This window comes from Cobetia sp. 5-11-6-3 (assembly GCF_013374055.1).
Classification (GTDB): Bacteria; Pseudomonadota; Gammaproteobacteria; order Pseudomonadales; family Halomonadaceae; genus Cobetia; species Cobetia marina.
Window position 1 is genome coordinate 767,762 of the sequence record NZ_BLWJ01000001.1, and the last position, 24,310, is coordinate 792,071.

Genomic DNA, 24,310 nt, shown 5'->3' on the forward strand with positions numbered 1-24,310 from the left:
CTTGCGATGAAGTCATGCTGGAAGACCTTCCTTGTTGCTGAAGCTGGGACGTATTCGCTACACGAAAGAAATGGATGTCACGCGCCGTCTCCGGCATGCATGGCGGCAGATGTCACCGCTCACTCGCCGACGGCGCTGTCAGGTGGCACATCCAGAAGACGCAGCGCCTTGCCGACCACGCGACCGAACACCGGCGCCGCGACTAGGCCCCCGTAGTATTCCTCGCCCTTGGGATTCTCGATCATCACCACGGTCACGATGCGCGGGTCGGACACCGGCGCAATGCCGGCGAACAAGGAGCGATAGGCCGTCTTCTGATAGCCACCGGAGGTCACCTTACGCACCGTACCCGTCTTGCCCGCGATACGGTAGCCCTCGACCACGGCACGCTTGGCAGGACCATTGGGCTGGACGATCTTCTCCATCATCCCGAGCAGGGCATGGGAATTCTCGGGCGAGATGATCTGATCCCCCACCGGCGGGGTATTCACCTTGAGCAGCGACGGCGCCAGCCGGCGACCATCATTGGCCAGCGCGGTATAGGCGCTGGCCAGCTGCAAGGCCGAGACACTGATCCCGTACCCGTAGGACATGGAGGCCCGCTTGCTGCGCGACCAGTTGGTCGGGGCCGGCAGAACGCCCGTCGTCTCGCCCGGGAAGCCGGTGCCCGGTGCCTGCCCCAGACCCAGCTCATAATAGCGATTCCATACCGCGTCATCCTCGAGGCTCAGCGCCATGCGGCTCATGCCGATGTTGGAGGAGTGATAGAGAATGCCGGCCATGTCGAGCTTGCCGTAATTGCGGAAATCGCGAATCGTGAAGCGGTCGACCCGCATGTAACCCGGCGTGGTGTCGATCACCGAGTCCGGCTGATACTTGCCGGAGGCCAGACCTGCACTCATCGCCAGAGGCTTCATGACCGAGCCCGGCTCAAAGGCATCGGTGATCGCACGGTTGCGCAGACCGGCAGGGTCAAGCCCCGCACGATTGTTGGGGTTGTAGGACTTCTGATTGACCATCGCCAGCACTTCTCCCGTGCGCGCGTCCATCATCACCAGGGTGCCACCGTCGGCACGGTGCTCGGCCACGGCGGCCTTCAGCTCACGGTAGGCCATGTACTGAAGACGCAGGTCGATGGAGAGGGTCAAATCACCACCAGGCTTGGCTTCGCTGATCAGGTGCAGGTCACGCACCAGGCGCCCCTTGCGGTCCTTGAGCACGCGACGCTTGCCCGGCGTACCGGAGAGGTAGGAATTGTAGGCAAGCTCAAGCCCCTCCTGGCCCTTGTCATCGACATTGGTCACGCCGACCAGCTGTGCGGAGACCTCGCCCGAGGGGTAGTAACGCTTGTATTCCTGCTTGTGGTGGACACCCGGAACATCCAGGTCGATGGCGGGTTGCGCCTGAGGAGGGGTCATCTGACGCTTGATGTACATGAAGCCCTTGCCGGCATCACGATATTGGCGCACACGGCGGATCAGGTCGTCAGGCTGCTGGCCGAGCGCGCGTGCCAGCAGTGACAGGCGCACCGGATCATCCGGCACCAGACGCGGGTCCGCCCACAGCGTGATGACCGGCGTCGAGATGGCCAGCGGCTCGCCACTGCGATCGGTGATCATGCCACGGTGCGCGTTGATGCTGTCGACGCGCAGGGTGCGCGCATCCCCTTGATCCTGAAGGAACTGCTGATCGAAGAGCTGCAGATAGCCGATACGCCCCACCAGGGCCAGGAGCCCTGCGAACACGATACCCAGCATGATGCGATAGCGGGCGGACCCCATGGGCCCACGCGCACTCTTGCGTGCCCCGGCGGCGGCAGAACCAGCCGTCTTGCCGCGACTGGCCGCGCCGGGTGGCGCAGTGCGTGCGCCGCGGGAGCGAGGGGCCTTGGGGTCCGAGGAAGGAGGTCGACGTGTAGCCATCAGCGAATGACCTCGACATCGTGGACATCCGGTACGCGCATCTCGAGACGCTCGGTACTGATGCTCTCGATACGCGCAGGGGCGGACCAGGCACTTTCCTCAAGCAGCAGGCGTCCCCAGCGAGCACGCGCATCATCACGCGCCGCCTCGAGCTTCTGGAGTTGCGCGTATTGGCCGCGCGAGAGATGGGAGCTTACGACGACAGCAGCGGCGGATCCCAGCAGGCAGATCATCAGCACCACGAAGCACAGATGACGCCAACGCATCTGGAACCTGATCGGCCAGTTCCCTCTCCAGCTGCCCTGCTGCTTGCGTCCCGCCATGCTGACTCCCTTATCACTCTGAACGCGGTGATCTGCACCACGATTTATCCCTGCGGGACGACCCGTCAATCCATGCATGTCAGGCATGCAACACCCGATGGCTGACGGCTTGTCCTGTTCATCGCCGCAACATGCCGGCCACACATCACTCGTGATGACCAGCGGTACCATCAGGCGACGACCGGCGCATTATGTCAGCTTGTGGCGTTGGTCGTTAAGCGTTGCGAGGCACCGACACACATGTCGCACAACACTACGTCCCCTTGCGAGCGCGCCTGCCAAAAGGCAGGCGCTGGGATGACCACGATACACGCCACGAACCGGGCGTTATTTCAGCTTCTCGGCGATGCGCATCACGGCGCTGCGTGAGCGTACGTTCGCCTGCACCTCGCTTTCGGAGGCCTTCTGAGCCTTGCCGACCAGCTTGAGGCGCTTGTTGAGCTGATCTTCGCGAATGGGCATGCCACGCGGCGCCTGATCGCCACGCGCCTTGTCGCGCATGAAGCGTTTGACGATACGGTCTTCCAGCGAATGGAAGCTGATCACCACCAGCCTTCCCCCCGGCTTCAGGGCTTCCAGGCCCGCATCCAGCGCGCGGGTCAGTTCATCCAGCTCGCCGTTGACATGGATGCGGATCGCCTGGAAGACACGCGTCGCCGGGTGCTTGTGCTTCTCCCAGTTGGGATGCGCGTCCTTGATCAGGCTGGCGAAGTCACCGGTCCGCGTGATGGGACGCTCGGCGCGACGCTCGACCACCGCACGTGCAAGACGCTTGGCATAGCGCTCCTCACCATAGGTCTTGAAGACCCACGCCATGTCCTCGGCACTGGCACGTGACAACCACTCAGCGGCACTCTCGCCACTGGTGGGGTCCATGCGCATGTCCAGCGGACCATCATTCATGAAGCTGAAGCCACGCTCGGCATCATCCAGCTGCGGCGAGGACACGCCGATATCCAGCAGAATGCCATCGAGCTGACCATGCACGCCTTCCCGCTCGGCATATTCGCCCAGGCGGGCAAATTCACCGGCGTGAATGGAAAAACGGGAATCCTCGATGGTGGCGGCTTCCGCCAATGCCTGGGGGTCGCGATCACAGGCGATCAGACGTCCACCGTCATCGAGACGCGACAGGATCAGGCGTGAGTGACCGCCGCGCCCGAAAGTACCGTCGAAATAGACACCGGAGACGTCCTGAATCAGCCCATCCACCGCGCCATCGAGCATGACACTGACATGCGCGAAGCGATCCGCAGCTTCGGATTCGGCGGCTGACATGGCAGCGGCTGATTCGGGAACGGAGGGAGCGCTGGGCTTGGACATGACGAAATTCGGGACCTTGGCACGCGTTGCGGGCAGTAAAGGCGGACGCCAGTCGTCTGGCGGTAGACCGCAGGAAAGCAGAGACATTCGCATGATTATCGATGGCACAATCGACAACCGGCGCCGGTCACGACTTCATGTCCGCCGCCATTGCAAATGGCCAGCCACGGAGCACGGAGCGGACGGCGCCGGTCATGCGGTGTCACATGTCAGCCCTGAACTGCGCGTTTCGCATCACAGGGCTGACATCTTCAATATTAGGCGGGAGACGGCCGATAAGCCGGGTCTTGTCGTGGACAGTCATTCATCTAGGCCCTGAATCACTTCAGGGCTCAAGCAACCAACCCGCCCCCACTGCGGGCAGCAGCATAGGGGGCCTATTTGGTCTTGCTCCAGGTGGGGTTTACCTCGCCGCGAACTGTTACCAGACGCGCGGTGCGCTCTTACCGCACCCTTTCACCCTTACCGGCCAGCCGAAGCTGACGTAGGCGGTCTTCTCTCTGCTGCACTTGCCGTCGGCTCACGCCGCCCAGACGTTATCTGGCACCTTGCCCTATGGAGCCCGGACTTTCCTCCCCCAGCTCACGCTGGCGGCGACTGTCTGGCCATCTCCCAAGCGCGCAAGACTATCAGTGTCACATCGTTTCCACAAGCTGGCGCTGCAGTGCACCTGGCCCGGAGGAACGCCGAAAAACCAGACATGCCAAGCACTTGGAAAACACCTCTCGCTTACGCTTCTCGTGGTTCCGCCGCATCCTTCATGGCTTGTGCCTTGGCATACCAGGCCTTCTTGCGCCCGCCGACCAGACGAGTGGCGATCGCCGCCATCTGCTTGACGCCGACCCCCTCTTCCCACAGCACCTTGAGAAGCGCATCACCCTCGACGCTGGCAGCCTCGTCGCCCTCACGTGCCGGAGCCCCTTCGATCATGACCACGAATTCACCGCGCGTCTGATCGCCATCCGCCTCCATCATCGCCAGCAGCTCAGCAGCCGTCCCGTCCAGGAAGGTCTCGAAGGTCTTGGTCAGCTCACGTGCCAACACGACTCGGCGCGCCCCGAGAACGTCGTGGATATCCTTCAACAACGCCTGGATACGGTGAGGCGACTCATAAAGCACATGCGTCGCGCCATCCTCACGCAGTGCCGTGAGGCGCGCCTGACGTGGTCCACCCTTGTGAGCGAGAAACCCCTCGAAGGTGAAGCGATCCGTCGGCAGGCCAGCAGCGCTGAGCGCGGTAATCAACGCGCAGGGGCCGGGAAGCGGGACTACCTTGAAGCCGCGCTCCCGCAGCGCCCGCACCACGATGAAGCCGGGATCGGAGATCAGCGGCGTCCCGGCGTCGGAGACCAGCGCGACACGCCGCCCCGCCTCCAGGGCCTCGCACAGCTGATCGACCCGCCCGCGCTCATTGTGGTCATGCAGTGACATCATGGGGACTTCCAGCCCCAGATGGCGCAGCAGACGGGCACTGTGGCGGGTGTCCTCAGCCGCGATCAGATCCACTTCGCCCAGCACCCGCGCGGCACGTGGGCTGAGGTCATCGAGGTTACCAATCGGCGTGGCGACCACGTACAATACGCCTTCAGAAGACTCAGACATTCAATGCTTCGACTCGTTGAACTCAGTGGTAGATATGGACGTCAGAGACAGCCGAGTGGCCTGACCACCTGCGGCAGACATGCCCGCACGAGCAGCCACTCCGAGACCCGTCTCATTCGTCATTGCAGTATTCATCCGTCATTACAGCAGCGGCGACGCGGGCCACGGCCTCCTCGCCCATCAGCCAAGGGACCGTCGTACATGGGCCAGACATGGAATCGTGCGCCTGACAACGTGCTGCGCACTGCGTCAACCATTCGGCACAAGAGCTTGCGCCTCCCACGCACCAGCCTGCGCGGACTGGCCGGCATGGCCATCGCGGCACTGCTGCTGGCCGGGTGTGCCGGGCAGTCCTCCCGTCCCAGCGGACCGGGGGCGGACGCGCTGCTGGCTCAAGCGGAGCAACAACAGGGCCAACAGGCCGCCGGCACCCGACTGCAGGCCGCCGATATCCTAGCACGCAGCGGCGACAACGCGCAGGCGATCACCATCACCTCGGACATCGACCCCGCGAGTCTGGAACCCCAGCAACGCGTGCAATGGGCCCTGTTGCTGTCGCGCATCGCCCTCGAGCAGCAGGATGGCTGGAACACGATACTCGCCACGTCCGTGCTGGAAGACGACATCACGATGTCCAGCGACGATCAGCGCACGCTGCGCAAGCGTCGCGGCCTGGCGCTCGGCATGGTCGGCGAACCTCTGGCCAGTGCCCAGACGCTGATTGCCCTACAGGCGGACACTGATGACCTCAGCATCAATGACACCCTGTGGGAACAGCTCACGCGCCTGTCTCCCAGCCAGCTTGGCGAGCTGGCCAGCGCCAACGCCATTGCCAGCGGCTGGACGGACCTGCTGCGTCTGCAGCGGCGCTTCGGCGGCAACATCGACCAGATGTTTTCCGCCATCAACGACTGGGCGGATGCCAATCCGCAGCATCCGGCCGCACGCCAGATGCCGCAGGGCATCCTCGATCTGCGCGAGCTCTCCGGCCAGGAAGTCCGCAAGATCGCGGTCTTCCTTCCGCAGTCCGGCCCATTAAAGCGTATCGCGCAGGCAATTCGTGAGGGCATCGAGGCACGCCATCGCAGCGCCATCGACAATGCCGAAGCCACGCCGCAGCTGAGCTTCTTCGATACCTCAAGCGCCGATCTCAAGACATTGTATGCCCGCGCGACCATGGAGGGAGCTCAGGTCGTGCTAGGCCCGCTGGACAAGCAGCTGGTCAGCCAGCTCGAGACCCAGAACAGCCTGCCGCTGCCGACCCTGGCCCTCAATTACGGCACCCATGAGCGCAATCAGGCCGACAACCTCTTCCAGTACGGCCTGTCCGCCGAAGACGAAGCGCGCCAGGTCGCCCTGCGCGCCTCACTTGACGGTCATCGTGGTGCCGCGGCCATGATTCCCGACAATGCCTGGGGTCAGCGCGTCTACAGCGCCTTCCGTGATCGCTTCGAGCAGGAAGGTGGCGACATCGTTTCCATCGAGCGCTACAACCCCAAGGGCCCGGTCAGTGAAGCGGTCAAGGATCTGCTTTCCGTCTCCAGCCAGGATCAGGCGCGCATGAAATCCGCCAAGAAATCCGGCAGCAAGTATGGCCGCGCCCACTCCGGCAACATCGACATGATCTTCCTGCTGGCGCTGCCAAGCTACGCTCGTCAGGTGCCGCCGATGCTGGACTTCTACTACGCGGGCAACCTGCCGATCTACGGCACCTCACACCTTTATGAAGGCTCCCCCCAGCCCGCTCAGGATGGCGACCTCAATGGCGTCAATTTCGTCGACATCCCCTGGGAAGTGCCGCAGGCCTCCTCCGGCGGCAAGGCCACTCTGCCGGAAGCCGATACCTATCGCGCCCTGTCGGATGCCTCTCCGCGCATGCTCAAGCTCAATGCCATGGGCGTCGATGCCTATCGCCTGGCACAGCGCGTTCCGCTGATGCTGGCCGGTGCCGGCGGGGAACTCTTCGGAGCGACCGGCAGTCTATTCCCGCGTCATGATGGACGCATCGAACGCACGCTGCCGTGGGCGGAGTTCAGAGGCGGCGTACCACGCCCGCCGCTGAAAGGCGCCAGCAGCCGCACCGTCGAAGCCTACACGCCCTGACATGGCGCGCCCTGGAACGACCGGGCAGGAGCCACCACAGCGTCGCGCGAGAGCGCGCGGCGCCGTGATCGAAGCCGAGGTCGAGAAATGGCTGTCAGCCAGAGGTCTCGTGCCTGTCACGCGCAATTCGCATGCCAAGGGCGGCGAGATCGACTTGATCATGCGTGATGGTGACACCCTGGTGTTCATCGAAGTGCGTTACCGCGCCAGCTCCCGGTTCGGCAGCGCACTGGAAAGCGTGACCGCCACCAAGCAACGCCGGCTGATCAAGGCCGCGCGTTTTTATCTGGCCCATCACGGGCTATCATGTTCCTGCCGCTTCGACGTGGTCGGCGTGGAGGGTCCTCCCCCTCTCGCCATTCACTGGATACGCCACGCATTCGAAGCGTTCTGAAGCCAACGACCAAGAGCCATCATGGATTTCCAATCTCGTATTCTCGGCCACTTCAACGCCAGCATCGACACCAAGACATACGCCAGTGAAGTGCTGCCGCCCTTCATCGAAGCGGCGAGTCAGATGATGGTCCAGAGCCTGGTCAATGACGGCAAGATTCTGGCCTGCGGCAACGGCGGCAGCGCCGGTGACAGCCAGCACTTCTCGTCAGAGCTGCTCAATCGCTTCGAGCGTGAACGCCCGAGCCTGCCGGCCATCGCCCTGACCACCGACACCTCGACGTTGACGTCCATCGCCAACGATTACAGCTACAACGAGGTGTTCTCCAAGCAGATTCGCGCCCTGGGCCAGCCCGGCGACATCCTGCTGGCCATTTCCACCAGCGGCAACTCCGCCAACGTGGTACAGGCCATCCAGGCGGCCCATGACCGCGACATGCGCGTGGTGGCACTGACCGGTCGTGACGGTGGCGACATGGCTTCCCTGCTGGGCAGCGAAGATTGCGAGATCCGCGTACCGGCGACCTCCACCGCGCGCATTCAAGAAGTCCATCTGCTGGCCATTCATTGCCTGTGTGATCTGATCGATCACCAGCTGTTCGGCAGCAACGAATAACGCCTTGCGACACACGGCGCTCACCAGGAGATTACGGCATGACGCCAAAGTACCTGCTTTCCCTCATGGCCACCGCCGGCTTTCTATCCCTTGCGGGCTGTACCACCGTGGCCGACCTGACTCACAGTGGTCCCATTGACGAGGACTACGGTGATCGCACTCTGGGCGCTCAAGTGGAAGACGAGAGCATCGAGACCAAGATCGAAGTCAATCTCGGCAAGATCGATGCGCGCTTCAATGACGCCCATGTCAACGTGAATGCCTACAACGGCATGGTCCTGCTGACCGGGCAAGTGCCCAGCGATGAGCTCAAGCAACGCGCCGCGGAAGTCGCCAAGGATGTCCGTCGCGTACGCCAGGTACACAACGCCCTGGAAGTCAGCGCCAATGCGCCTACCAGCCAGCGCGTCCAGGACACCTGGCTGACCACCCGCGTCAAGGCGACTCTCGCGGCCGATGCCAACATCGATTCCGGGCGCATCATGGTGCTGACCGAGAATGCCAGCGTCTACCTGATGGGCATCGTGACCCGCTCGGAGGCCGACCAGATCGTCAGCAAGGTCTCGGAAGTCGGTGGCATCCAGCGTATCGCCAAGGTCTTCGAGTATCTTGATTGACGTCGACCGCACTCCCTGACGTATGGGGGAAAACGACGACGCCCCACAGGCCTGGCCTGTGGGGCGTCGTCGTTACCAGCCCAAGAGGACTGAAGAGGAGTGTCCGCTTACTTGATGACTCGCAGCGACGGACGCCCCTTGCGGGGAGGCTTCGGCTGATCATCGCCGCCATCCTCATCGGAAGAGGAGATGCTGCCGCCCTCCTGCTCCTCGGCACTCGCGACCTCATCGGCCGCCGCATCACCCCGTGACGCCTCCTCACCCTGCTCATCATCAGCAGCGCTGCTGGCACCACCGACACTGGCCAGAGTCGGACGTGAAGGCGCCTGAGCCTCCTCACCGGAGGTCGCCTCATCCGAGGCTGCCTCACCGAAGGCCAGGTCATCCGCACCCGGCATGACAGGCTCATGCCCGAACACCATGCCAACGCCATTCTCGCGAGAGTACAGCGCCACCAGCGCCGGTGTCGGCACGCTGACGTGCATCGGCTGACCACCGAAGCGGGCATTGAAGCTGACACCCTCATTGGCGATGAGCAGATCACGCACGGCACCCGGCGCGATGTTCAGCACGATCTGGCCATTCTGCACGTGTTGACGCGGCACCTGAACGCCATCCTGCTCGGCATCCACCACGATGTACGGCGTATTGTCGTTATCCAGCAGCCACTCGTAGAGCGCACGTGCCAGATAAGGGCGACTGGAAAGCATGAGAGAACCTCTTGAACTGCAATGGATGTCACGATGACCGACGTCCTGCGACGCCGAGCTACAGCTTGCGGGCACTGACACCACGTGACGGTCGAGACACCTGACCTCGGCCCCTCCCCGCCTCATGATCCGAGCCCGGAACCCACCCCGGGGTGGGTTCCAGCGACTCAAGCACCCCTTTCGGGATTGCTCAAGCGAATCAGATACGCATCTCGCGCTCTGCCTCGGAGAGAGACGCCTTGAAGGCATCACGATCGAACAGACGCTCCATGTAGTTCAGCAGCGGCTTGACCTGCTTCTCCGGCAGCTCGATGTTCAATGTCGGCAGACGCCACAGAATCGGGGCGATGCACGTGTCGACCAGAGAGAACTCGTCGCTCATGAAGAACGGCATGTCATCGAAGATCGGCGCGATTCCGATCAGGCTCTCGCGCAATTCCTTGCGCGCCTTGTCGGCTTCCTTCTTGGTGCCGTTCTGGATGGTTTCCATCATCGGCACCCACTCGCGCTCGATGCGGTGCATCCACAGACGGCTCTGGGCGCGCGCCACCGGATACACCGGCAACAGCGGCGGATGCGGGAAGCGCTCGTCCAGGTACTCCATCATCACCTTGGACTCGTAGAGGACCAGGTCACGGTCCAGCAACGTCGGCACACTGTTGTACGGGTTCAGATCAGCCAGCTCGGCCGGACGGTTGTCATCATCTACATCAATGACATCGACTGCTACACCCTTCTCGGCCAGCACGATCCGTACACGGTGGCTGAAGTGGTCGTCACCACCGGAGTAGAAGGTCATCGATGAACGCTTGGCCACAACACCCATGAAACTGTCCTCGCATCTGTTCGAGCCATGCCCGCGTCAGCTTTTGGCCTGACGAACGGGAATAAGTTTCCTCTGGGCGCCTCATCAACTGCGTGACGCGCCCAGAGGGTCAACCTTGCGTCACCCGCAAGCGACGCAAGCGGGCGCACGACCGATCAGCCGTGCGCCCGTCACTGCCTGCACGCCATTATCAATGAGCGCCACTCCGGGAGCCATCAATGAATGTCGCGCCAGTATTCCTTCTTGAGAAGATATGCCAGCAGAGTAAAGATCAGGATGAATATTAACACCTTGGGGGCCATGCTCTCAGCCTTGAGTCGCGATGGTTCGCCCACATAGGCCAGAAAGTTGGTCAGATCCCACACGGCCTGGTCGAATTCCTCTGCTGTCATGCTGCCCGGCGAGGTGATCTCCAGCACGTCGCAGGAGTCATAGTGCCCCGTTGCCGGGTTCAACTCCGCTCCCGGAGGCACCAGGTCGCTCTGGGCACAGACCTTTTCCTGAACGCCCTGCAATGTCTCCAGCACATTGGGCATCGCCACCAGCGGATAGACAGCATTGTTGACACCCCAGGGGCGCTCGGGATCGCGATAGAAGCTCTTCAGGTAGGAGTAGATCCAGTCCGTCCCGCGCAGACGCGCCTCGAGAGACAGATCCGGTGGCGGCGTACCGAACCAGCTCGCGGCGTCCTCAGCCTTCATCCCGATGCGCATGGTGTCATTGATCTTGAGTTCTGGCGAGAAAATCAGATATCGCTCGACCAGATCCTCGGGCATCTCCAGGTCCTCTGCGGCACGCGAATAGCGCTGATACTGCAGGCTGTGACAGCCGAGGCAATAATTGGTGTAGAGCTGCATGCCGCGCTGCAACGAGGGCTTGTCATGCAGATCCGGCTGCATCGACTCACGCACTGCCTCGCCCCCTGCCGCGCTGACAGCTCCCGCCCCCAGCAGTCCGGCCACCACCACGCCTGCAGCCAGTACATGCTTCAGCCAGTCCCTTGACCCACCCTTTTGCCCGCTCATCGGCCTGTCACCCTGTCCGGCACCGCTCGCGTCTTCTCGAATCGCGTATACAGCGGCATCAGTATGAAGAAGGCGAAGTACGCCACCGTCGCGATCTGCGCGATGATCGTGCGCTCGAACGTCGGCGGCATCACGCCAAGCACCCCCAAGGTCACGAAGCTGACCACGAACACGAGTATCGCGATACGCGACAGCCAGCCCTTGTAACGAATGGAGCGCACAGGAGAACGATCAAGCCATGGCAACACGAACAGGATGGCGATCGCCAACCCCATCACCACCACACCCCAGAACTTGGCATCGACCCCGAACAAGGGATAGTTCACGGCCCGCAACATCGCGTAGAACGGCGTGAAGTACCAGACAGGGGCAATATGCTCAGGTGTCTTCAACGAGTTGGCCGGTTCGAAATTGGGCGTCTCGAGGAAGTAGCCGCCCCCTTCCGGGAAGTAGAAGATCACGGCACAGAACACGAACAGGAACACACCGACACCCACCAGGTCCTTCACCGTGTAGTAGGGATGGAACGGAATGCCATCCAACGGCTGGCCCGCCTCATCCTTCCTGTCCTTGATCTCGATGCCATCCGGATTGTTCGACCCCACCTCATGCAGCGCCACCAGATGCAGCACCACCAGCCCGACGATGACCAGTGGCAAGGCAATGACATGCAGGGCAAAGAAGCGATTCAAGGTAATGCCGGACACCAGATAGTCGCCACGGATCATCTGCGCCAGATCCGCTCCGATGACCGGGATCGCCGTGAACAGCGAGATGATCACCTGCGCCCCCCAGTAGGACATCTGCCCCCAGGGCAGCAGATACCCCATGAAGGCCTCGGCCATCAGCGCCAGATAGATGCACATGCCGAAGATCCACACCAGCTCACGCGGCGCTCGGTAGGAGCCATAGATCAGCCCCCGGAACATGTGCAGATAGATGACGACAAAGAATGCGGACGCCCCCGTGGAATGCATGTAACGGATCAGCCAGCCATATTCCACATCGCGCATGATGTATTCGATCGAGGCGAAGGCCCCTTCGGCGGTCGGGGTATAGCTCATGGTCAACCAGATACCGGTAATGATCTGATTGACCAGCACCAGCAGCGCCAGCGAGCCGAAGAAATAGAAGAAATTGAAGTTTCTGGGCGCGTAGTAGCCTGTCAGATGGTCCTGCAGCATCTGGGTGGCCGGAAAGCGATCATCGATCCAGCGCATGATGCCTCGCGACGCCTTGGCACGTTCTGGATTCCCCATCACACAGCCTCCTCATCGACGCCGATCACCAGCACCTGCTCGCTTTCATAATGATGCGGCGGCACCTCGAGATTCGAGGGCGCCGGCACTCCGGTGAACACGCGACCCGCGAGGTCGAATTTCGAGCCATGACAGGCACACAGATAGCCACCCGGCCAGTCAGCGCCAAGATCCGCGGCACCCATCTCGGGTCGATAACCCGGCGAGCAGCCCAGATGGGTGCAGATTCCCACCAGTACCACGTACTCAGGCTTGATGGAGCGCAGGACAGCATCCACATAGGCTGGCTGCTGGGGACGGCGTGATTCGGGGTCCTGCAACTCGGCGTGCGGGATGGCCCGGATGTCATCAATCATCTCGGGGGTGCGACGCACCACCCATACCGGCTTGCCGCGCCACTCGATGGTCATCTGCTGACCCGGTGCCAGGCGCGAGATATCCGCCGTGACAGGTGCACCTGCCGCTCTTGCCCGTGCGCTCGGCTGCCAGGAAGCCAGAAAGGGCGTCGCGATGCCAACGGCGCCTATCGCCCCCACGACACTGGTCGCACTGACGAGGAAGCGGCGCCGCCCTCGATTCACACCTCGATTAGCCATATTGTTATTGTCTCCCGAACACCACCGCATGCTGCCAGACCATTCCCTTGCCGGGCACTTGACGCTTGACTGTATTAAAGGGCAAGAACCCACCGCTCACAACTCAAGAAAATCACTTTACCAGAAGCGGCTTTCTTCAATTGCGCTCGCACCATGCGCTTGACGCCCCTATCAAGATCGCAAAAAAAACGCCCAGTACCCTTTCGGGTACTGGACGTTCTTGTGGTCGACGCCTGTTCTCTTAACGCTTGGAGAACTGCGGACGACGACGGGCCTTGCGCAGGCCGACTTTCTTACGCTCGACTTCACGAGCATCACGAGTGACGTAGCCGGCGGCACGCAGTGCCGGACGGAAGTCCTCGTTGTAAGCCATCAGGGCACGAGTGATGCCGTGACGGATGGCGCCAGCTTGAGCGGAACCACCACCACCGGCGACAGTGACGTAGACGTCGAACTGTTCGGTGGTTTCGGTCAGCTCGAGCGGCTGGCGAACAACCATGCGACCTGTCACACGACCGAAGTAGTCGTTCAGGTCACGCTGGTTGACGGTGATTTTGCCGGTGCCCGGCTTCAGGAAGACGCGCGCGGTAGAAGTCTTGCGGCGCCCGGTACCGTAGTGCTGCTGTGTCATGGCGATGCTTCCCTCAGATGTTCAGTTCTTGCGGCTGCTGCGCAGCGTGCGGATGCTCGGCGCCAGCATAGACTTTCAGCTTGGACTGCATGGCACGACCCAGCGGGCCCTTCGGCAGCATGCCCTTCACCGCCAGCTCGATCACGCGCTCAGGCTTGTGCTCGATCATCTGGTTGAAGTTCATGGAGCGCAGGCCGCCCGGGTAACCGGTGTGACGGTAGTAGGTCTTGGCTTCTGCCTTGCGACCAGTCACAGCGACTTTCTCGGCGTTGATGACGACGATGTAGTCGCCAGTGTCAACGTGCGGAGTGTACTCGGCTTTATGCTTGCCGCGCAGGCGACGAGCAATTTCGGTAGCCATACGGCCCAGCGTCTTGCCGGCTGCGTCGACGACGAACCAGTCACGCTGGACGGACTGCGGCTTGGCAGTAAACGTCTTCATGGATGAATCACCTATAGTCGGGTCTTGCACTTGAGTGCGCGACCAATCCCTATTTTTCTTGGTTGTCCGACGCCTGGCAGTCAGTGGGAGGCCGCTTGCGCGGTCACCGCCGACTCGACTCCAGACTGCCCACGCCCATCAAGGGTGATTGACCCAGGACGACTCGTGGACCGGACAACAATTCGAGCGAGCGCGCATTGTACATGCCAGACGCCCGCACCACAAAGGCTATTTCGTCTTCCGACATCGCCTCATGGCTTGTGAGGCAGCGCCAGGTATTCACGCGACTGCATTTCCTGCAGGCGTGACAGGGTGCGCTCGAATTCGAAGTCGAGGTTGCCGCCGGTGTAGAGCTGCTCGACCGGTGTCTCGGCACTCATCAGCAGCTTGACGCCACGGTCATAGAACTCATCGACCATATTGATGAAGCGGCGCACCTGATCATCGCTGTCACGCCCCATCTGCGGCACCTCCGACACCAGCACGGTGTGGAACTCGCGCGCAAGCTCGATGTAGTCATTCTGGCTGCGCGGGCCATCGCACAGCTCATCGAAATGGAACCACACCACATCCTCGTGGCGACGCAAGGCATGCAGCACGCGGTGATTGATGCTCAAGCCTTCATCGGCATGACCTTCGGCTCCGGCAATGGAGCGGAACTCACGCGCCAGTCTGGCACCGCTCTCGTCACCCAGCGGACTGTGGAACAGCTCGGCATGCTCCAGAGCGCGCAGGCGATAATCGATACCCGAATCCACATTGACCACGGTGCAATGGCGCTTGACCAGGTCGATAGCCGGCAGGAAGCGCGCACGCTGCAGGCCATCCTTGTAGAGATCATCCGGCACGATGTTGGAGGTCGCGACCAGTACCACGCCCTGCTTGAACAGCTCCTCGAACAGGGTGGCGAGAATCATGGCATCGGTGATGTCCTTGACGAAGAATTCGTCAAAGCAGATCACGCGCGCTTCCACGGCAAACTTGGCCGCCACCAGCGTCAGCGGGTTCTTCTCGCCCTTGTAATGGCCAAGCTCGTTGTGGACGCGCTGCATGAAGCGGTGGAAGTGCGTCCGCATCTTGTCCGCGAAGGGCAGGCTCTCGTAGAAGGTATCGACGAGATAGGTCTTGCCGCGCCCCACGCCACCCCAGAAATACAGCCCCATGATGTCCGGGGTCCTGTCGACGGCGGCCGGCCGCGACGGCTTGCCGAACAATCGACGCACCTTGGAGCCAAGCCCGCCATTGCCCGTGACATCCTCGACCTTGTCAGGCGTCTGGCGCGGAGTACGCACCAGATCGTCATAAAGGCGCTGCAGGTGACGAACGGCATCTTCCTGGGCGGCATCGTAGGCAAAGTCATCACGCTTGAGGTCTGCCTGGTACTTCTCGAGGGGCGTAGGTGCTGGCATGGAGAAACCCGGTGCAGGCCAGATTCAGCACTGGGCTGCATCTGGCGCGAAGTGAAACGAGGTCACGCCTGCGCCAGCATGGCTGACAATCAGGCAAGAACGAAATTGCGCGGCATTATACGCCCTGAGTGCAACTTTACCCACCACACCCGACGGGAAGTCCTGCTTCCCAGGCCCTTCAGTGCCATGACGCGCCTCGATGGCGAATGGCGCCCTTGCTTCGGGGCGACCAAGGTCTCTCTCATGACGAATTGACGTGACGCGCCAACCCATCGATATAATGGAGTGCGTACGCTTTTGAAATACAGGCACTCTTTGCCTCATGGCCAGCGTCGCTGGACACACTGCAAGAGTCTGGACATTGGCAGCACATCATCGTGATGGCCTGCCCCGGCGGTGAAGATCACCGCAGTCGTGACACAAGGAGAGCGACGTGAACGAGAGCAATATTGACTGGATCCTGGCCATCGCCTGTTTTCTGGCTGGCATCGGTATCGGCGCCTTGTGCTACCACCTCCTGAATGCCAACGTGGCCCGCAATCAGAAGACCCGCCAGAAGCTGGCGGAGCGTGAGCTGGAACTGACCCAGTTCCGTGACGCCCTGAATGATCATTTCTCCAAGGCCAGTGATCTGACGGATCAGATCCAACGTGCCGGCAACGAGCTGCGCCAGCACCTGGCCAGCGGTGCCTCTTCACTGTGCGATGACAGCCAGCTCAAGCGCCGCCTGCTGGATACTGACACCACGCTTGAAGAAGACATGGGCGAGAAGGTCGACCTGCCACGTGACTATGCCGACAATCGCGGCACGCTGTCAGAGGATTTCGGTCTCAAGCCACAACCCGCGGAAGGCGAAGCGCAGAGCGCCAACCCGCCGCGCATCTGAGCAACCTCCGCCTGCCGTGAGTTCCCTCACGGCCATTGGACACGACAACGGCCACCTTCCAGGGGTGGCCGTTGTCGTTGGCAAGGATCACTCAGGCCGTCACAGGGCGACCATGAGCTGACTCAAGCAGGGTTGTCGATATCCACGAAGCGATGCTCGACGCCATGCTCGGCCGCCAGCCACTCGCCCAGCGCCCGAACCCCATCGCGCTCGGTCGCATGATGCCCTGCCGCCAGGTAGGTCACCCCCTCTTCCCGCGCACTGTGCGTGGTCCGCTCCGAGATCTCACCGGAGAGGAAGGCATCGACTCCCGCCTCGATGGCCAGACCGATATAGTCCTGCGCCCCTCCCGTGCACCAGGCAATGCGCTTGATCGGCCGATCATGCCCGGCGATCACGAGCACCTCTCGCCCCAGACGACGACTGAACTCGGCCCCCAACGCCGCACTGTCCAGCTCACCGCTTGCCGCAAGCTCATCTGCGAGACGCCCGACATGCACCAGTCCACGCCCGGGGACGCCATCCAGGCATCCTTCACTGACCAACCCCAGGCGCTCGGCCAGCTGGACATTGTTGCCCAGCGTCGGATGGGCATCCAGCGGCAGGTGATACGCCGCCAGATTGATGTCGTTCGCCAGCAGTGTCTTGAGACGACGGCGCTTCATGCCCGTGATCCGAGCGGGTTCGTTCTTCCAGAAATAGCCGTGATGCACCAGCACCATATCCGCCTGCCATGCCACGGCTTCATCCAGCAGCGCCTGATTGGCGGTAACGCCCGTCAGCACTCTGCGGACCTCGCGCCGCCCCTCGACCTGAAGTCCATTGACGGTGTAATCCTTGAAGGCCTGCGCCTCCAGACAGCCATCCAGCGCCTCGACCAGCACGTCACGATCAGCCATTGAGCCTCCAGCAGTCAGATTCATCGAGTGTTACACTGGCTGCCATTGTAACGGCGCAGCCTCACCATGTAAGCGCATGGCAGCTTCGTCGGGTACCGAGACATGGGTGACACGTCTTGAGCACGTCATCAATCTTCCTCTTCACCCTCCGCCTGCCAGCAGCAACCCTGCGGATGGCGACCGCCCCACGGCGGTTGCCCTCAGGAAAGCTGACGGCCCGGCAGGACCACGGATCATTCACCAGGACTCCTGATGCCTCAGACGCGACGCCCCCTTCGCAGTTCATTGCTCCCCCTTCTCTGGCCAGTGGTCACCGGGGTATTGCTTGCCATCGTGGTGCTGGATCGCTTCCCTGAACTTGGACATTCCGAGCCGGCGCCCGAGGTTGGCCAACAGGGCGGCCAACAGGGCAGCGCGATCGTCTCTCGAGATCAGCAGGTGCTGCCATCTCCCGCCTTGACCCTCTCCGCCGAACAGCGCGAGGAATCCGCCAATCCGGTACTGCGCGAGGCGCCACCACTGCAGCGCAACAGCGGGCCGGCCAGCTACCAGACCGCCGTGGACGCCGCCGCCCCCGCCGTCGTCAACATCTACTCCTCGCGCAAGATCGAGGACGACAGCAAGCACCCGCTGATGTCCGACCCCTTCTTCAACCAGTTCTACGGGGAAAATGCCTTGCGCAGCCAGCGCATGCTGTCGAGCCTGGGCTCCGGCGTCATTCTCTCGAGCGACGGCTATATCCTGACCAACAACCATGTCATTCAGGGTGCGGATCAGATACAGGTCGCCCTGCGTGATGGCCGCGAGACACTGGCCAAGGTGGTCGGGGTCGACCCCGAGTCCGATCTCGCGGCGCTGAAGATCGATCTTGAAGATCTGCCGACGGTGGCGATCGCCGACTCGACCCAGGTCCACGTCGGGGATGTCTCGCTGGCCATCGGCAACCCCTTCGGCGTCGGTCAGACCGTCACCATGGGCATCATCTCGGCCACCGGACGCAACCATCTTGGCCTGAATGCCTACGAGGACTTCATCCAGACCGATGCCGCGATCAATCCCGGCAACTCCGGTGGAGCGTTGATCAATACCGATGGCTCACTGGTCGGCATCAATACTGCCATCTACTCCCGCTCCGGTGGCTCGCAGGGCATCGGTTTCGCCATCCCCGCCAACCTGGCACGTGACATCCTCGAATCACTGGTCGATCACGGCCGGGTGATTCGCGGCTGGCTGGGCCTGGAAGTCCAGGAGCTGACGCCGTCGCTGGCGCACTCCTTCGGCTTGAGCGCTCCGCAAGGCGTGGTGGTCGCCGCCGTGCTGCGTGATGGCCCCGCGGCGCAGGCCGGCCTGCGTCCCGGTGACATCCTGACGGCAGTCGCCGGCAAGCGCCTGATCGATGCACGCCTTGCCATGGCCGACATCGCCGCAGTCAAGCCGGGCGACACCCTGCAACTCAATCTGTTGCGGGATGGCAAGCCCATGGAGGTCAGCGTCAAGGTCGGTGAGCGGCCGATTCCCGATAGCACGCCCTCTCCTGCCGCTGCAGCTCCGGGCGTCTCATCCCCCGGCTGACAATGGCCGCCGGACTGGCCAACGGCTTTCACGCAAGAACCAGAGCCAGAACCAGAACCAGAACCAGAACCAGAACCAGAACCAGAAAAGCCCGCCACGGAAACCGTGGCGGGCTTTTCATGCTCATGAACTACACCATGCTCATGAACTTCACCATGCTCACTCGATGATGCGATTCTCGGCACTACGGGCGTGAGCGGTCAGCGACTCACCCCGCGCCAGCACCGATGCGGTACGCCCGAGGATGGAGGCACCTTCGGCCGAGCACTGGATCAGCGAGGAGCGCTTCTGGAAGTCATAGACCCCCAGCGGCGAGGAGAAGCGCGCGGTACCAGACGTCGGCAGCACATGATTCGGGCCGGCACAGTAATCGCCCAGTGCCTCGGAGGTGTGGGAGCCCATGAAGATGGCGCCCGCATGGCGGACACCTTCGACCCACGCTTCCGGATCCGCCACCGACAGCTCCAGGTGCTCCGGCGCGATACGGTTGGTCAGTTCCAGCGCCTGCTCCGGCCCGCTGACGCGAATCAGGGCGCCACGCTCGCGCAGCGAGGTCTTGATGATCTCGGCACGCTCCATGGTCGGCGCGAGACGTTCGATTGACGCCTCGACCGCAGCGAGGTGCTCATCATCCCAGCTGATCAGGATCGCCTGGGCATCCTCGTCATGCTCGGCCTGCGAGAACAGGTCCATCGCCAGCCAGTCCGGATCGGTCACGCCATCGCTGACCACCAGAATCTCGGACGGTCCGGCGATCATGTCGATGCCGACCTGACCGAACACCGCCCGCTTGGCAGTGGCCACATAGATGTTGCCGGGACCGACGATCTTGTCGACGCGCGGCACCGTCTCGGTGCCATAGGCCAGTGCCGCGACGGCCTGGGCGCCGCCGATGGTGAAGACCCGATCGATACCCGCCAGGTGAGCCGCGGCCAGCACCAGTTCATTGACCACGCCATCGGGGGTCGGCACGACCATGATGATCTCGCGCACACCGGCGACATGCGCGGGGATCGCGTTCATCAGCACGGAAGAGGGATAGGCGGCCTTGCCTCCCGGGACATAGATGCCAGCGCGATCCAGCGGCGTGACCTTCTGCCCCAGCAAGCTGCCATGCTCATCCTTGAAGGACCAGCTTTCCGGCTTCTGATGCTCGTGATAGACGCGCACACGCTCCGCCGCGACCGCCAGTGCCTCGCGCTGATCCGCCGGCAGATCGGCGTAGGCCTTTGCCAGACGTTCGGCGTCGATCACCAGCTCCGACATGCTGGAGACACTCAGACGGTCGAAGCGATTGGAAAACTCCACCAGCGCGGCATCGCCTTCCTGCTTGACGCGCGAAAGGATGTCGGTGACACGATGCTGTACCTCGGCATCGGACACCCCCTCCCAGGCCAGCAATGCATCCAGGCGGGCAGTGAAATCGGTATCGCGGCTATCGAGCCGGTTGATCAGGGTATCCATGCGAACCTCTTGTCATGTCATTGGCAGTGAGGGCTGAGCCGGACGGGCGCTGCTGCCAGATCGTCTCTGCGATCTTGAGTGATGTCGTTGCTGACGAGTCCCGCCGCGTGACACGAGGCCGGGACCTGGTCATTCATGCGTCGCGACGTGCTTCCACCGCCTGACGCAGGCGGTCGATCAACGGCTTGAGGCGGTCATGCTTCATGGTCATGGCGGCCTTGTTGACCACCAGACGCGTGCTGATGTCGGTGATCAGCTCACGCGGCTCCATGCCATTGGCACGCAGGGTATTGCCGGTATCGACGATATCGACGATCTCATCGGCCAGATTCATCAACGGGGCCAGCTCCATCGCGCCATACAGCTTGATGACTTCGGCCTGGATGCCCTGTTCCGCGTAGTAGCGACGCGCGACATCGACGAACTTGGTGGCGACGCGACGTCGCGCGCCCTGCTGCTGCTGACCGACGACCCCGGCCGTCATCAGACGGCAGGCCGCGATCTCCAGATCCAGGGGCTCATAGAGACCTTCGGCGCCATGCTCGAGCAGCACGTCCTTGCCGGCGATGCCCAGATCAGCCGCTCCCAGCTGCACATAGGTCGGCACATCGGTGGCGCGAATGATGACCAGCTTGACGTCAGGCAGATTGGTATCGAAGAGCAGCTTGCGACTCTTGTCCAGATCTTCCAGCGGTTCGATGCCGGCATCCGCCAGCAGCGGCAGGGTTTCCTTGAGGATGCGCCCCTTGGAAAGGGCGACGACCAGTTGCTTGCTCATGGGGTATTCGCCCGTGCTTGTGCGTAAGAATTCAGCAGACGCTGCCGACCTGCGATGGCCGGCAGCGCATGGAGGCAGGACTCGGCTCAACCGGCGGAGCGGCGGATGATCACGCCCAGCCCGGAGAGCTTCTCCTCGATGCATTCATAACCACGATCGATGTGGTAGATGCGATCCACCATGGTTTCGCCATCGGCGACGATGGCCGCGATCACCAGCGAGGCCGAGGCACGCAGGTCCGTGGCCATCACCGGGGCGCCCGACAGGCGCTCGGTACCGGTCACCACCGCCGTGTTGCCTTCCAGGGCGATGTGCGCGCCCATGCGGTTGAGCTCCTGCACGTGCATGAAGCGGTTCTCGAAGATGGTCTCGATCACGGTACCGGTGCCTTCGGCCACGGCATTCAGCGCCACGAACTGGGCCTGCATGTCCGTGGGGAATGCCGGATACGGCGCAGTACGGATATTGACCGCCTTCGGACGCTTGCCCTGCATGTCCAGCTCGATCCAGTCATCCCCCGTGGTGATGGTGGCACCGGCTTCTTCCAGCTTGGCAAGCACCGCATCGAGGGTATCGGCGCGCGTGCGGGTGACGCGCACCTTGCCACGCGAGGCCGCTGCCGCGACCAGGAAGGTACCGGTCTCGATGCGATCAGGCATCACGGAGTATTCGCAACCGTGCAGTCTCTCGACCCCTTCGATGACGATGGTATCGGTGCCGTGGCCGGTGATCCTGGCGCCCATGGCGATCAGGCATTCGGCCAGATCGACGACTTCCGGCTCGCGTGCCGCGTTCTCGAGCACGGTACGCCCATCGGCCAACGTCGCGGCCATCAGCAGATTCTCGGTACCCGTGACGGTCACCACGTCAAAGACGATGCGAGCGCCCTTGAGGCGGCCACCCGGCGCCTTGGCACGGATGTAGCCGTTCTCGACCGAGATCTCCGCGCCCATGGCTTCCAGGCCGCGGATGTGCAGATCCACCGGGCGCGAGCCGATGGCGCAACCGCCCGGCAACGAGACTTCGGCACTGCCGAAGTGAGCCAGCAGCGGGCCCAGCACCAGGATCGAGGCGCGCATCTTCTTGACCAGCTCGTAGGGCGCATGACAGTGCTCGACCTTGGAGCCGTCCAGCTGCACGGTCATGTTGTCGCCCATCACCGGCTCGACTCCCATGCGCCCGAGCAATTCCAGGCTGGTGGTGATGTCTTGCAGGTGCGGCAGATTGCTGATGGTCACGGGACCTTCGGACAGCAGTGTCGCTGCCAGGATGGGCAGGGCCGAATTCTTGGCACCACTGGCCCAGACTTCCCCGTTGACCGGCCCGTTGCCGGTGATAATCAGCTTGTCCATGAAATGTTCCGATCAGCTCTGGGCGTTGCCGACGGCAGCATCGTACTGCGCCGGGGTATAGGTACGAATGCTGATGGCGTGAAGCGCGCCAGAGCGAATCTCGTCATTGAGTGCGGCGTAGACCAACTGCTGGGCCTTGACGCGACTGAGGTCAGCGAAGACCTCGCCCACGGCGACGACCTGGAAGTTGCATCCTTCACCCTGGATATGAAAATCGACGTTCTCGATTCGAGCCTCGAGCAGGGCCTTGACATCATTCGGTTGCATGACGGGCGATGACTCCTTCGCGGTACATGTCCGGGCCAGGCACATTACGCTGCGCTTCGACCTGGGCGATATGACCGCACATGGTAATCAAAAGCGCGCGGGAACGCGATTGGCGGCAGCCTCCTGCCTCCCACGTTCCCGCGCGCAGTGGTGGTGATCGAGCGGCTGGGCAGCCCGGCCGGAGCACGATCAGACAGCATCGACCTCAGGGCGAGGCGCCGAATCCGACGCCTGATCCGTGACCTCCAGTCCCGGCAACAGGACATCGAGGCCAGAGACGGAGGCCAGACGCTTGAGCGCAGGCGATAGACGCAGATGCGTGACATGCCCCGAATGGCGCGCCAGATGACGCTGCCACTCCAGCAGGACACTCAACGTGGCGGTGCTTGCGCCACCGACGCCACAGAGATCGATCTCGATGCCCTCTGCATGCTGCCCGAGCCACTTGCAGCCCACTTCGGCGAGCTCGGAGGCGTGATCGAAATCCGGCTGACCGCTCAGCGTCAGGCAGCCATCGCCGGCGCTCAGGGTCACGTCATCATCATCGAAGAGTGTTTTCATGGTCATATCGCCAGTGGTCAGGCTCAGCTGTCGCTGTCGCCCGCGCTCTCCCCGCTGTCCTTTTCCAGGTCGACATCCGGCTGCCAGCCCTTGATGACGGCATCGATATCACGGCCATTGTCACGCATGGCCTGGTCGAACTGATTGCGGAAGGTCAGGCCCAGATTGACGCCATTGACGATCACGTTGACCACTTTCCACTCGTCATTGCGCAGACGCATGGAATAGGCCACCGGGTACACCTTGCCCTTGGTGTCGATCACGTCCATGTAGACGGTGTCCTGATCTTCATAACGACGCTCGCCTTCACTGTCCTTCACTTCGAGCTTGGCGTAGTCAAAGCTCACCAGGCCCTTCGCGTAGGTACCGATCAGGGTGTCATGGAAGACCTTGGAGAATTCGGTACGCTGTTCCGGAGAGGCACCCTTGAAGTACTTGCCCATCACGCTTGCCGCGATGTAGCGGTAATCCACGACCGGCTCGAGGGAGTTGTCGACCAGCGCTTCCAGCTCGTCGACGTGATCCTTGTAATAGCTTTCGCGGCTATCGATCTTGGTGGTCAGGCCTTCGACGGTATCACGCAGCAGCACGTCCGGTTCCTGGGAAGCGGCAGAGGCCAGCGGGCTCATCGCCATCATGGCAGACAGGCTCAATACGCTCAGTGGACGAATCAGCTGCTTGAGGATATGGGTCATCGGATTTGCTCCTTGAAATGTGCATCGCGCCAACGCCGA

General features: G+C 62.4%; 25 protein-coding genes and 1 other RNA gene. 6 read left to right on the forward strand and 20 right to left on the reverse strand.

Features of this window, described 5'->3' with window-relative positions; genetic code table 11:
• Window positions 1–119: 119 nt before the first annotated feature.
• From HXS66_RS03175 to rsmI, 5 genes are all read right to left on the reverse strand, one after another.
• The gene (locus tag HXS66_RS03175; protein ID WP_077371671.1) at window positions 120–1,781 is read right to left on the reverse strand and encodes a penicillin-binding protein 2; all 1,662 of its coding nucleotides are present in this window, start codon (window positions 1,779–1,781) and stop codon (window positions 120–122) included.
• 140 nt (window positions 1,782–1,921) lie between these two features.
• A complete protein-coding gene (gene ftsL, locus HXS66_RS03180) occupies window positions 1,922–2,245 on the reverse strand; it encodes a cell division protein FtsL (protein WP_077371668.1) in 324 nt (107 codons plus the stop codon).
• A gap of 327 nt (window positions 2,246–2,572) precedes the next feature.
• Complete coding sequence (rsmH, locus tag HXS66_RS03185) at window positions 2,573–3,523, reverse strand: 16S rRNA (cytosine(1402)-N(4))-methyltransferase RsmH (protein ID WP_077371665.1); 951 nt, start codon at window positions 3,521–3,523, stop codon at window positions 2,573–2,575.
• Between the two features lie 305 nt (window positions 3,524–3,828).
• An RNA gene (gene rnpB / locus HXS66_RS03190) (RNase P RNA component class A) lies at window positions 3,829–4,181 on the reverse strand.
• Window positions 4,182–4,297: 116 nt separating this feature from the next.
• Window positions 4,298–5,170 carry a 16S rRNA (cytidine(1402)-2'-O)-methyltransferase gene (rsmI, locus tag HXS66_RS03195; protein ID WP_176502827.1) on the reverse strand — a complete coding sequence of 291 codons (873 nt, stop codon included), beginning with the start codon at window positions 5,168–5,170 and terminating at the stop codon, window positions 4,298–4,300.
• Between the two features lie 201 nt (window positions 5,171–5,371).
• On the opposite strand from rsmI, the gene HXS66_RS03200 reads away from it, so the two are divergent.
• The 4 genes from HXS66_RS03200 to HXS66_RS03215 are packed head-to-tail and all read left to right on the forward strand — an operon-like array spanning window position 5,372 to window position 8,899.
• A complete protein-coding gene (locus HXS66_RS03200) occupies window positions 5,372–7,273 on the forward strand; it encodes a penicillin-binding protein activator (RefSeq protein ID WP_176502828.1) in 1,902 nt (633 codons plus the stop codon).
• A 1-nt stretch (window position 7,274) separates the two neighbouring features.
• Window positions 7,275–7,667: a YraN family protein gene (locus HXS66_RS03205; RefSeq protein ID WP_077371656.1), complete on the forward strand. Its 393-nt coding sequence runs from the start codon at window positions 7,275–7,277 to the stop codon at window positions 7,665–7,667.
• 21 nt (window positions 7,668–7,688) lie between these two features.
• Entirely contained in the window at window positions 7,689–8,282 is a 594-nt protein-coding gene (locus HXS66_RS03210) for a phosphoheptose isomerase (protein WP_043332512.1), read from the forward strand.
• Window positions 8,283–8,320: 38 nt separating this feature from the next.
• Window positions 8,321–8,899, forward strand: coding sequence for a BON domain-containing protein (locus tag HXS66_RS03215; RefSeq protein WP_077371653.1), 579 nt, complete (start codon window positions 8,321–8,323; stop codon window positions 8,897–8,899).
• Between the two features lie 107 nt (window positions 8,900–9,006).
• Here the strand turns inward: HXS66_RS03215 and HXS66_RS03220 are convergent, their stop codons facing one another.
• The 8 genes from HXS66_RS03220 to zapE form a co-directional block, all read right to left on the reverse strand.
• Window positions 9,007–9,609, reverse strand: coding sequence for a ClpXP protease specificity-enhancing factor (locus HXS66_RS03220; protein WP_077371650.1), 603 nt, complete (start codon window positions 9,607–9,609; stop codon window positions 9,007–9,009).
• A 199-nt stretch (window positions 9,610–9,808) separates the two neighbouring features.
• The gene (sspA, locus tag HXS66_RS03225) at window positions 9,809–10,435 is read right to left on the reverse strand and encodes a stringent starvation protein SspA (protein WP_077371647.1); all 627 of its coding nucleotides are present in this window, start codon (window positions 10,433–10,435) and stop codon (window positions 9,809–9,811) included.
• A 215-nt stretch (window positions 10,436–10,650) separates the two neighbouring features.
• Entirely contained in the window at window positions 10,651–11,460 is an 810-nt protein-coding gene (locus HXS66_RS03230) for a cytochrome c1 (RefSeq protein ID WP_136938333.1), read from the reverse strand.
• A complete protein-coding gene (locus tag HXS66_RS03235; RefSeq protein WP_077371641.1) occupies window positions 11,457–12,719 on the reverse strand; it encodes a cytochrome bc complex cytochrome b subunit in 1,263 nt (420 codons plus the stop codon). The genes HXS66_RS03230 and HXS66_RS03235 overlap by 4 nt, the downstream gene beginning before the upstream one ends.
• Window positions 12,719–13,315 carry a ubiquinol-cytochrome c reductase iron-sulfur subunit gene (gene petA / locus HXS66_RS03240; protein ID WP_077371638.1) on the reverse strand — a complete coding sequence of 199 codons (597 nt, stop codon included), beginning with the start codon at window positions 13,313–13,315 and terminating at the stop codon, window positions 12,719–12,721. Before petA ends, HXS66_RS03235 begins: the two co-directional genes overlap by 1 nt.
• A 241-nt stretch (window positions 13,316–13,556) precedes the next feature.
• Window positions 13,557–13,946, reverse strand: a complete 390-nt coding sequence (gene rpsI / locus HXS66_RS03245; protein WP_043332522.1) for a 30S ribosomal protein S9 — start codon at window positions 13,944–13,946, stop codon at window positions 13,557–13,559.
• 13 nt (window positions 13,947–13,959) lie between these two features.
• The gene (gene rplM, locus HXS66_RS03250; protein WP_065392477.1) at window positions 13,960–14,388 is read right to left on the reverse strand and encodes a 50S ribosomal protein L13; all 429 of its coding nucleotides are present in this window, start codon (window positions 14,386–14,388) and stop codon (window positions 13,960–13,962) included.
• A 251-nt stretch (window positions 14,389–14,639) separates the two neighbouring features.
• Complete coding sequence (zapE, locus tag HXS66_RS03255) at window positions 14,640–15,797, reverse strand: cell division protein ZapE (protein ID WP_077371635.1); 1,158 nt, start codon at window positions 15,795–15,797, stop codon at window positions 14,640–14,642.
• A 433-nt stretch (window positions 15,798–16,230) separates the two neighbouring features.
• Here zapE and HXS66_RS03260 point away from each other — a divergent pair, with 433 nt between their 5' ends.
• Window positions 16,231–16,683 carry a YhcB family protein gene (locus tag HXS66_RS03260; RefSeq protein ID WP_077371632.1) on the forward strand — a complete coding sequence of 151 codons (453 nt, stop codon included), beginning with the start codon at window positions 16,231–16,233 and terminating at the stop codon, window positions 16,681–16,683.
• A 122-nt stretch (window positions 16,684–16,805) separates the two neighbouring features.
• Here HXS66_RS03260 and HXS66_RS03265 read toward each other — a convergent pair whose 3' ends face one another.
• A complete protein-coding gene (locus HXS66_RS03265) occupies window positions 16,806–17,582 on the reverse strand; it encodes a Nif3-like dinuclear metal center hexameric protein (protein ID WP_176502829.1) in 777 nt (258 codons plus the stop codon).
• Window positions 17,583–17,834: 252 nt separating this feature from the next.
• On the opposite strand from HXS66_RS03265, the gene HXS66_RS03270 reads away from it, so the two are divergent.
• A complete protein-coding gene (locus HXS66_RS03270; RefSeq protein ID WP_176502830.1) occupies window positions 17,835–19,154 on the forward strand; it encodes a S1C family serine protease in 1,320 nt (439 codons plus the stop codon).
• 159 nt (window positions 19,155–19,313) lie between these two features.
• On the opposite strand, the gene hisD is transcribed toward HXS66_RS03270, so the two are convergent.
• The 6 genes from hisD to HXS66_RS03300 form a co-directional block, all read right to left on the reverse strand.
• Complete coding sequence (gene hisD, locus HXS66_RS03275) at window positions 19,314–20,618, reverse strand: histidinol dehydrogenase (RefSeq protein ID WP_077371622.1); 1,305 nt, start codon at window positions 20,616–20,618, stop codon at window positions 19,314–19,316.
• Between the two features lie 133 nt (window positions 20,619–20,751).
• Window positions 20,752–21,396, reverse strand: a complete 645-nt coding sequence (gene hisG / locus HXS66_RS03280) for an ATP phosphoribosyltransferase (protein ID WP_077371619.1) — start codon at window positions 21,394–21,396, stop codon at window positions 20,752–20,754.
• A gap of 86 nt (window positions 21,397–21,482) precedes the next feature.
• Window positions 21,483–22,748 carry a UDP-N-acetylglucosamine 1-carboxyvinyltransferase gene (gene murA, locus HXS66_RS03285; RefSeq protein WP_077371616.1) on the reverse strand — a complete coding sequence of 422 codons (1,266 nt, stop codon included), beginning with the start codon at window positions 22,746–22,748 and terminating at the stop codon, window positions 21,483–21,485.
• Between the two features lie 12 nt (window positions 22,749–22,760).
• Window positions 22,761–23,015, reverse strand: coding sequence for a BolA family protein (locus HXS66_RS03290; RefSeq protein ID WP_077371613.1), 255 nt, complete (start codon window positions 23,013–23,015; stop codon window positions 22,761–22,763).
• 189 nt (window positions 23,016–23,204) lie between these two features.
• On the reverse strand, window positions 23,205–23,576 hold the full coding sequence (locus HXS66_RS03295) for a lipid asymmetry maintenance protein MlaB (protein ID WP_065392617.1): 372 nt from the start codon (window positions 23,574–23,576) through the stop codon (window positions 23,205–23,207).
• 23 nt (window positions 23,577–23,599) lie between these two features.
• Window positions 23,600–24,271 (reverse strand): phospholipid-binding protein MlaC, encoded by a 672-nt coding sequence (locus tag HXS66_RS03300; RefSeq protein ID WP_084209223.1) that lies wholly within the window; start codon window positions 24,269–24,271, stop codon window positions 23,600–23,602.
• Window positions 24,272–24,310: the final 39 nt, after the last annotated feature.

Bases quoted from the DNA above. Each gene is read 5' to 3' on its own strand.
- rpsI (WP_043332522.1), bottom strand. From the start codon at position 13,946: ATGACACAGCAGCACTACGGTACCGGGCGCCGCAAGACTTCTACCGCG.
- HXS66_RS03175 (WP_077371671.1), bottom strand. From the start codon at position 1,781: ATGGGGTCCGCCCGCTATCGCATCATGCTGGGTATCGTGTTCGCAGGG.
- HXS66_RS03215 (WP_077371653.1), top strand. From the start codon at position 8,321: ATGACGCCAAAGTACCTGCTTTCCCTCATGGCCACCGCCGGCTTTCTA.
- HXS66_RS03235 (WP_077371641.1), bottom strand. From the start codon at position 12,719: ATGGGGAATCCAGAACGTGCCAAGGCGTCGCGAGGCATCATGCGCTGG.
- rsmI (WP_176502827.1), bottom strand. From the start codon at position 5,170: ATGTCTGAGTCTTCTGAAGGCGTATTGTACGTGGTCGCCACGCCGATT.
- zapE (WP_077371635.1), bottom strand. From the start codon at position 15,797: ATGCCAGCACCTACGCCCCTCGAGAAGTACCAGGCAGACCTCAAGCGT.
- HXS66_RS03290 (WP_077371613.1), bottom strand. From the start codon at position 23,015: ATGCAACCGAATGATGTCAAGGCCCTGCTCGAGGCTCGAATCGAGAAC.
- HXS66_RS03295 (WP_065392617.1), bottom strand. From the start codon at position 23,576: ATGAAAACACTCTTCGATGATGATGACGTGACCCTGAGCGCCGGCGAT.
- HXS66_RS03300 (WP_084209223.1), bottom strand. From the start codon at position 24,271: ATGACCCATATCCTCAAGCAGCTGATTCGTCCACTGAGCGTATTGAGC.
- petA (WP_077371638.1), bottom strand. From the start codon at position 13,315: ATGGCTAATCGAGGTGTGAATCGAGGGCGGCGCCGCTTCCTCGTCAGT.
- HXS66_RS03265 (WP_176502829.1), bottom strand. From the start codon at position 17,582: ATGGCTGATCGTGACGTGCTGGTCGAGGCGCTGGATGGCTGTCTGGAG.
- HXS66_RS03270 (WP_176502830.1), top strand. From the start codon at position 17,835: ATGCCTCAGACGCGACGCCCCCTTCGCAGTTCATTGCTCCCCCTTCTC.
- sspA (WP_077371647.1), bottom strand. From the start codon at position 10,435: ATGGGTGTTGTGGCCAAGCGTTCATCGATGACCTTCTACTCCGGTGGT.
- rplM (WP_065392477.1), bottom strand. From the start codon at position 14,388: ATGAAGACGTTTACTGCCAAGCCGCAGTCCGTCCAGCGTGACTGGTTC.
- HXS66_RS03220 (WP_077371650.1), bottom strand. From the start codon at position 9,609: ATGCTTTCCAGTCGCCCTTATCTGGCACGTGCGCTCTACGAGTGGCTG.
- HXS66_RS03210 (WP_043332512.1), top strand. From the start codon at position 7,689: ATGGATTTCCAATCTCGTATTCTCGGCCACTTCAACGCCAGCATCGAC.
- HXS66_RS03200 (WP_176502828.1), top strand. From the start codon at position 5,372: ATGGGCCAGACATGGAATCGTGCGCCTGACAACGTGCTGCGCACTGCG.
- HXS66_RS03205 (WP_077371656.1), top strand. From the start codon at position 7,275: ATGGCGCGCCCTGGAACGACCGGGCAGGAGCCACCACAGCGTCGCGCG.
- murA (WP_077371616.1), bottom strand. From the start codon at position 22,748: ATGGACAAGCTGATTATCACCGGCAACGGGCCGGTCAACGGGGAAGTC.
- hisG (WP_077371619.1), bottom strand. From the start codon at position 21,396: ATGAGCAAGCAACTGGTCGTCGCCCTTTCCAAGGGGCGCATCCTCAAG.
- ftsL (WP_077371668.1), bottom strand. From the start codon at position 2,245: ATGGCGGGACGCAAGCAGCAGGGCAGCTGGAGAGGGAACTGGCCGATC.
- hisD (WP_077371622.1), bottom strand. From the start codon at position 20,618: ATGGATACCCTGATCAACCGGCTCGATAGCCGCGATACCGATTTCACT.
- HXS66_RS03230 (WP_136938333.1), bottom strand. From the start codon at position 11,460: ATGAGCGGGCAAAAGGGTGGGTCAAGGGACTGGCTGAAGCATGTACTG.
- rsmH (WP_077371665.1), bottom strand. From the start codon at position 3,523: ATGTCAGCCGCCGAATCCGAAGCTGCGGATCGCTTCGCGCATGTCAGT.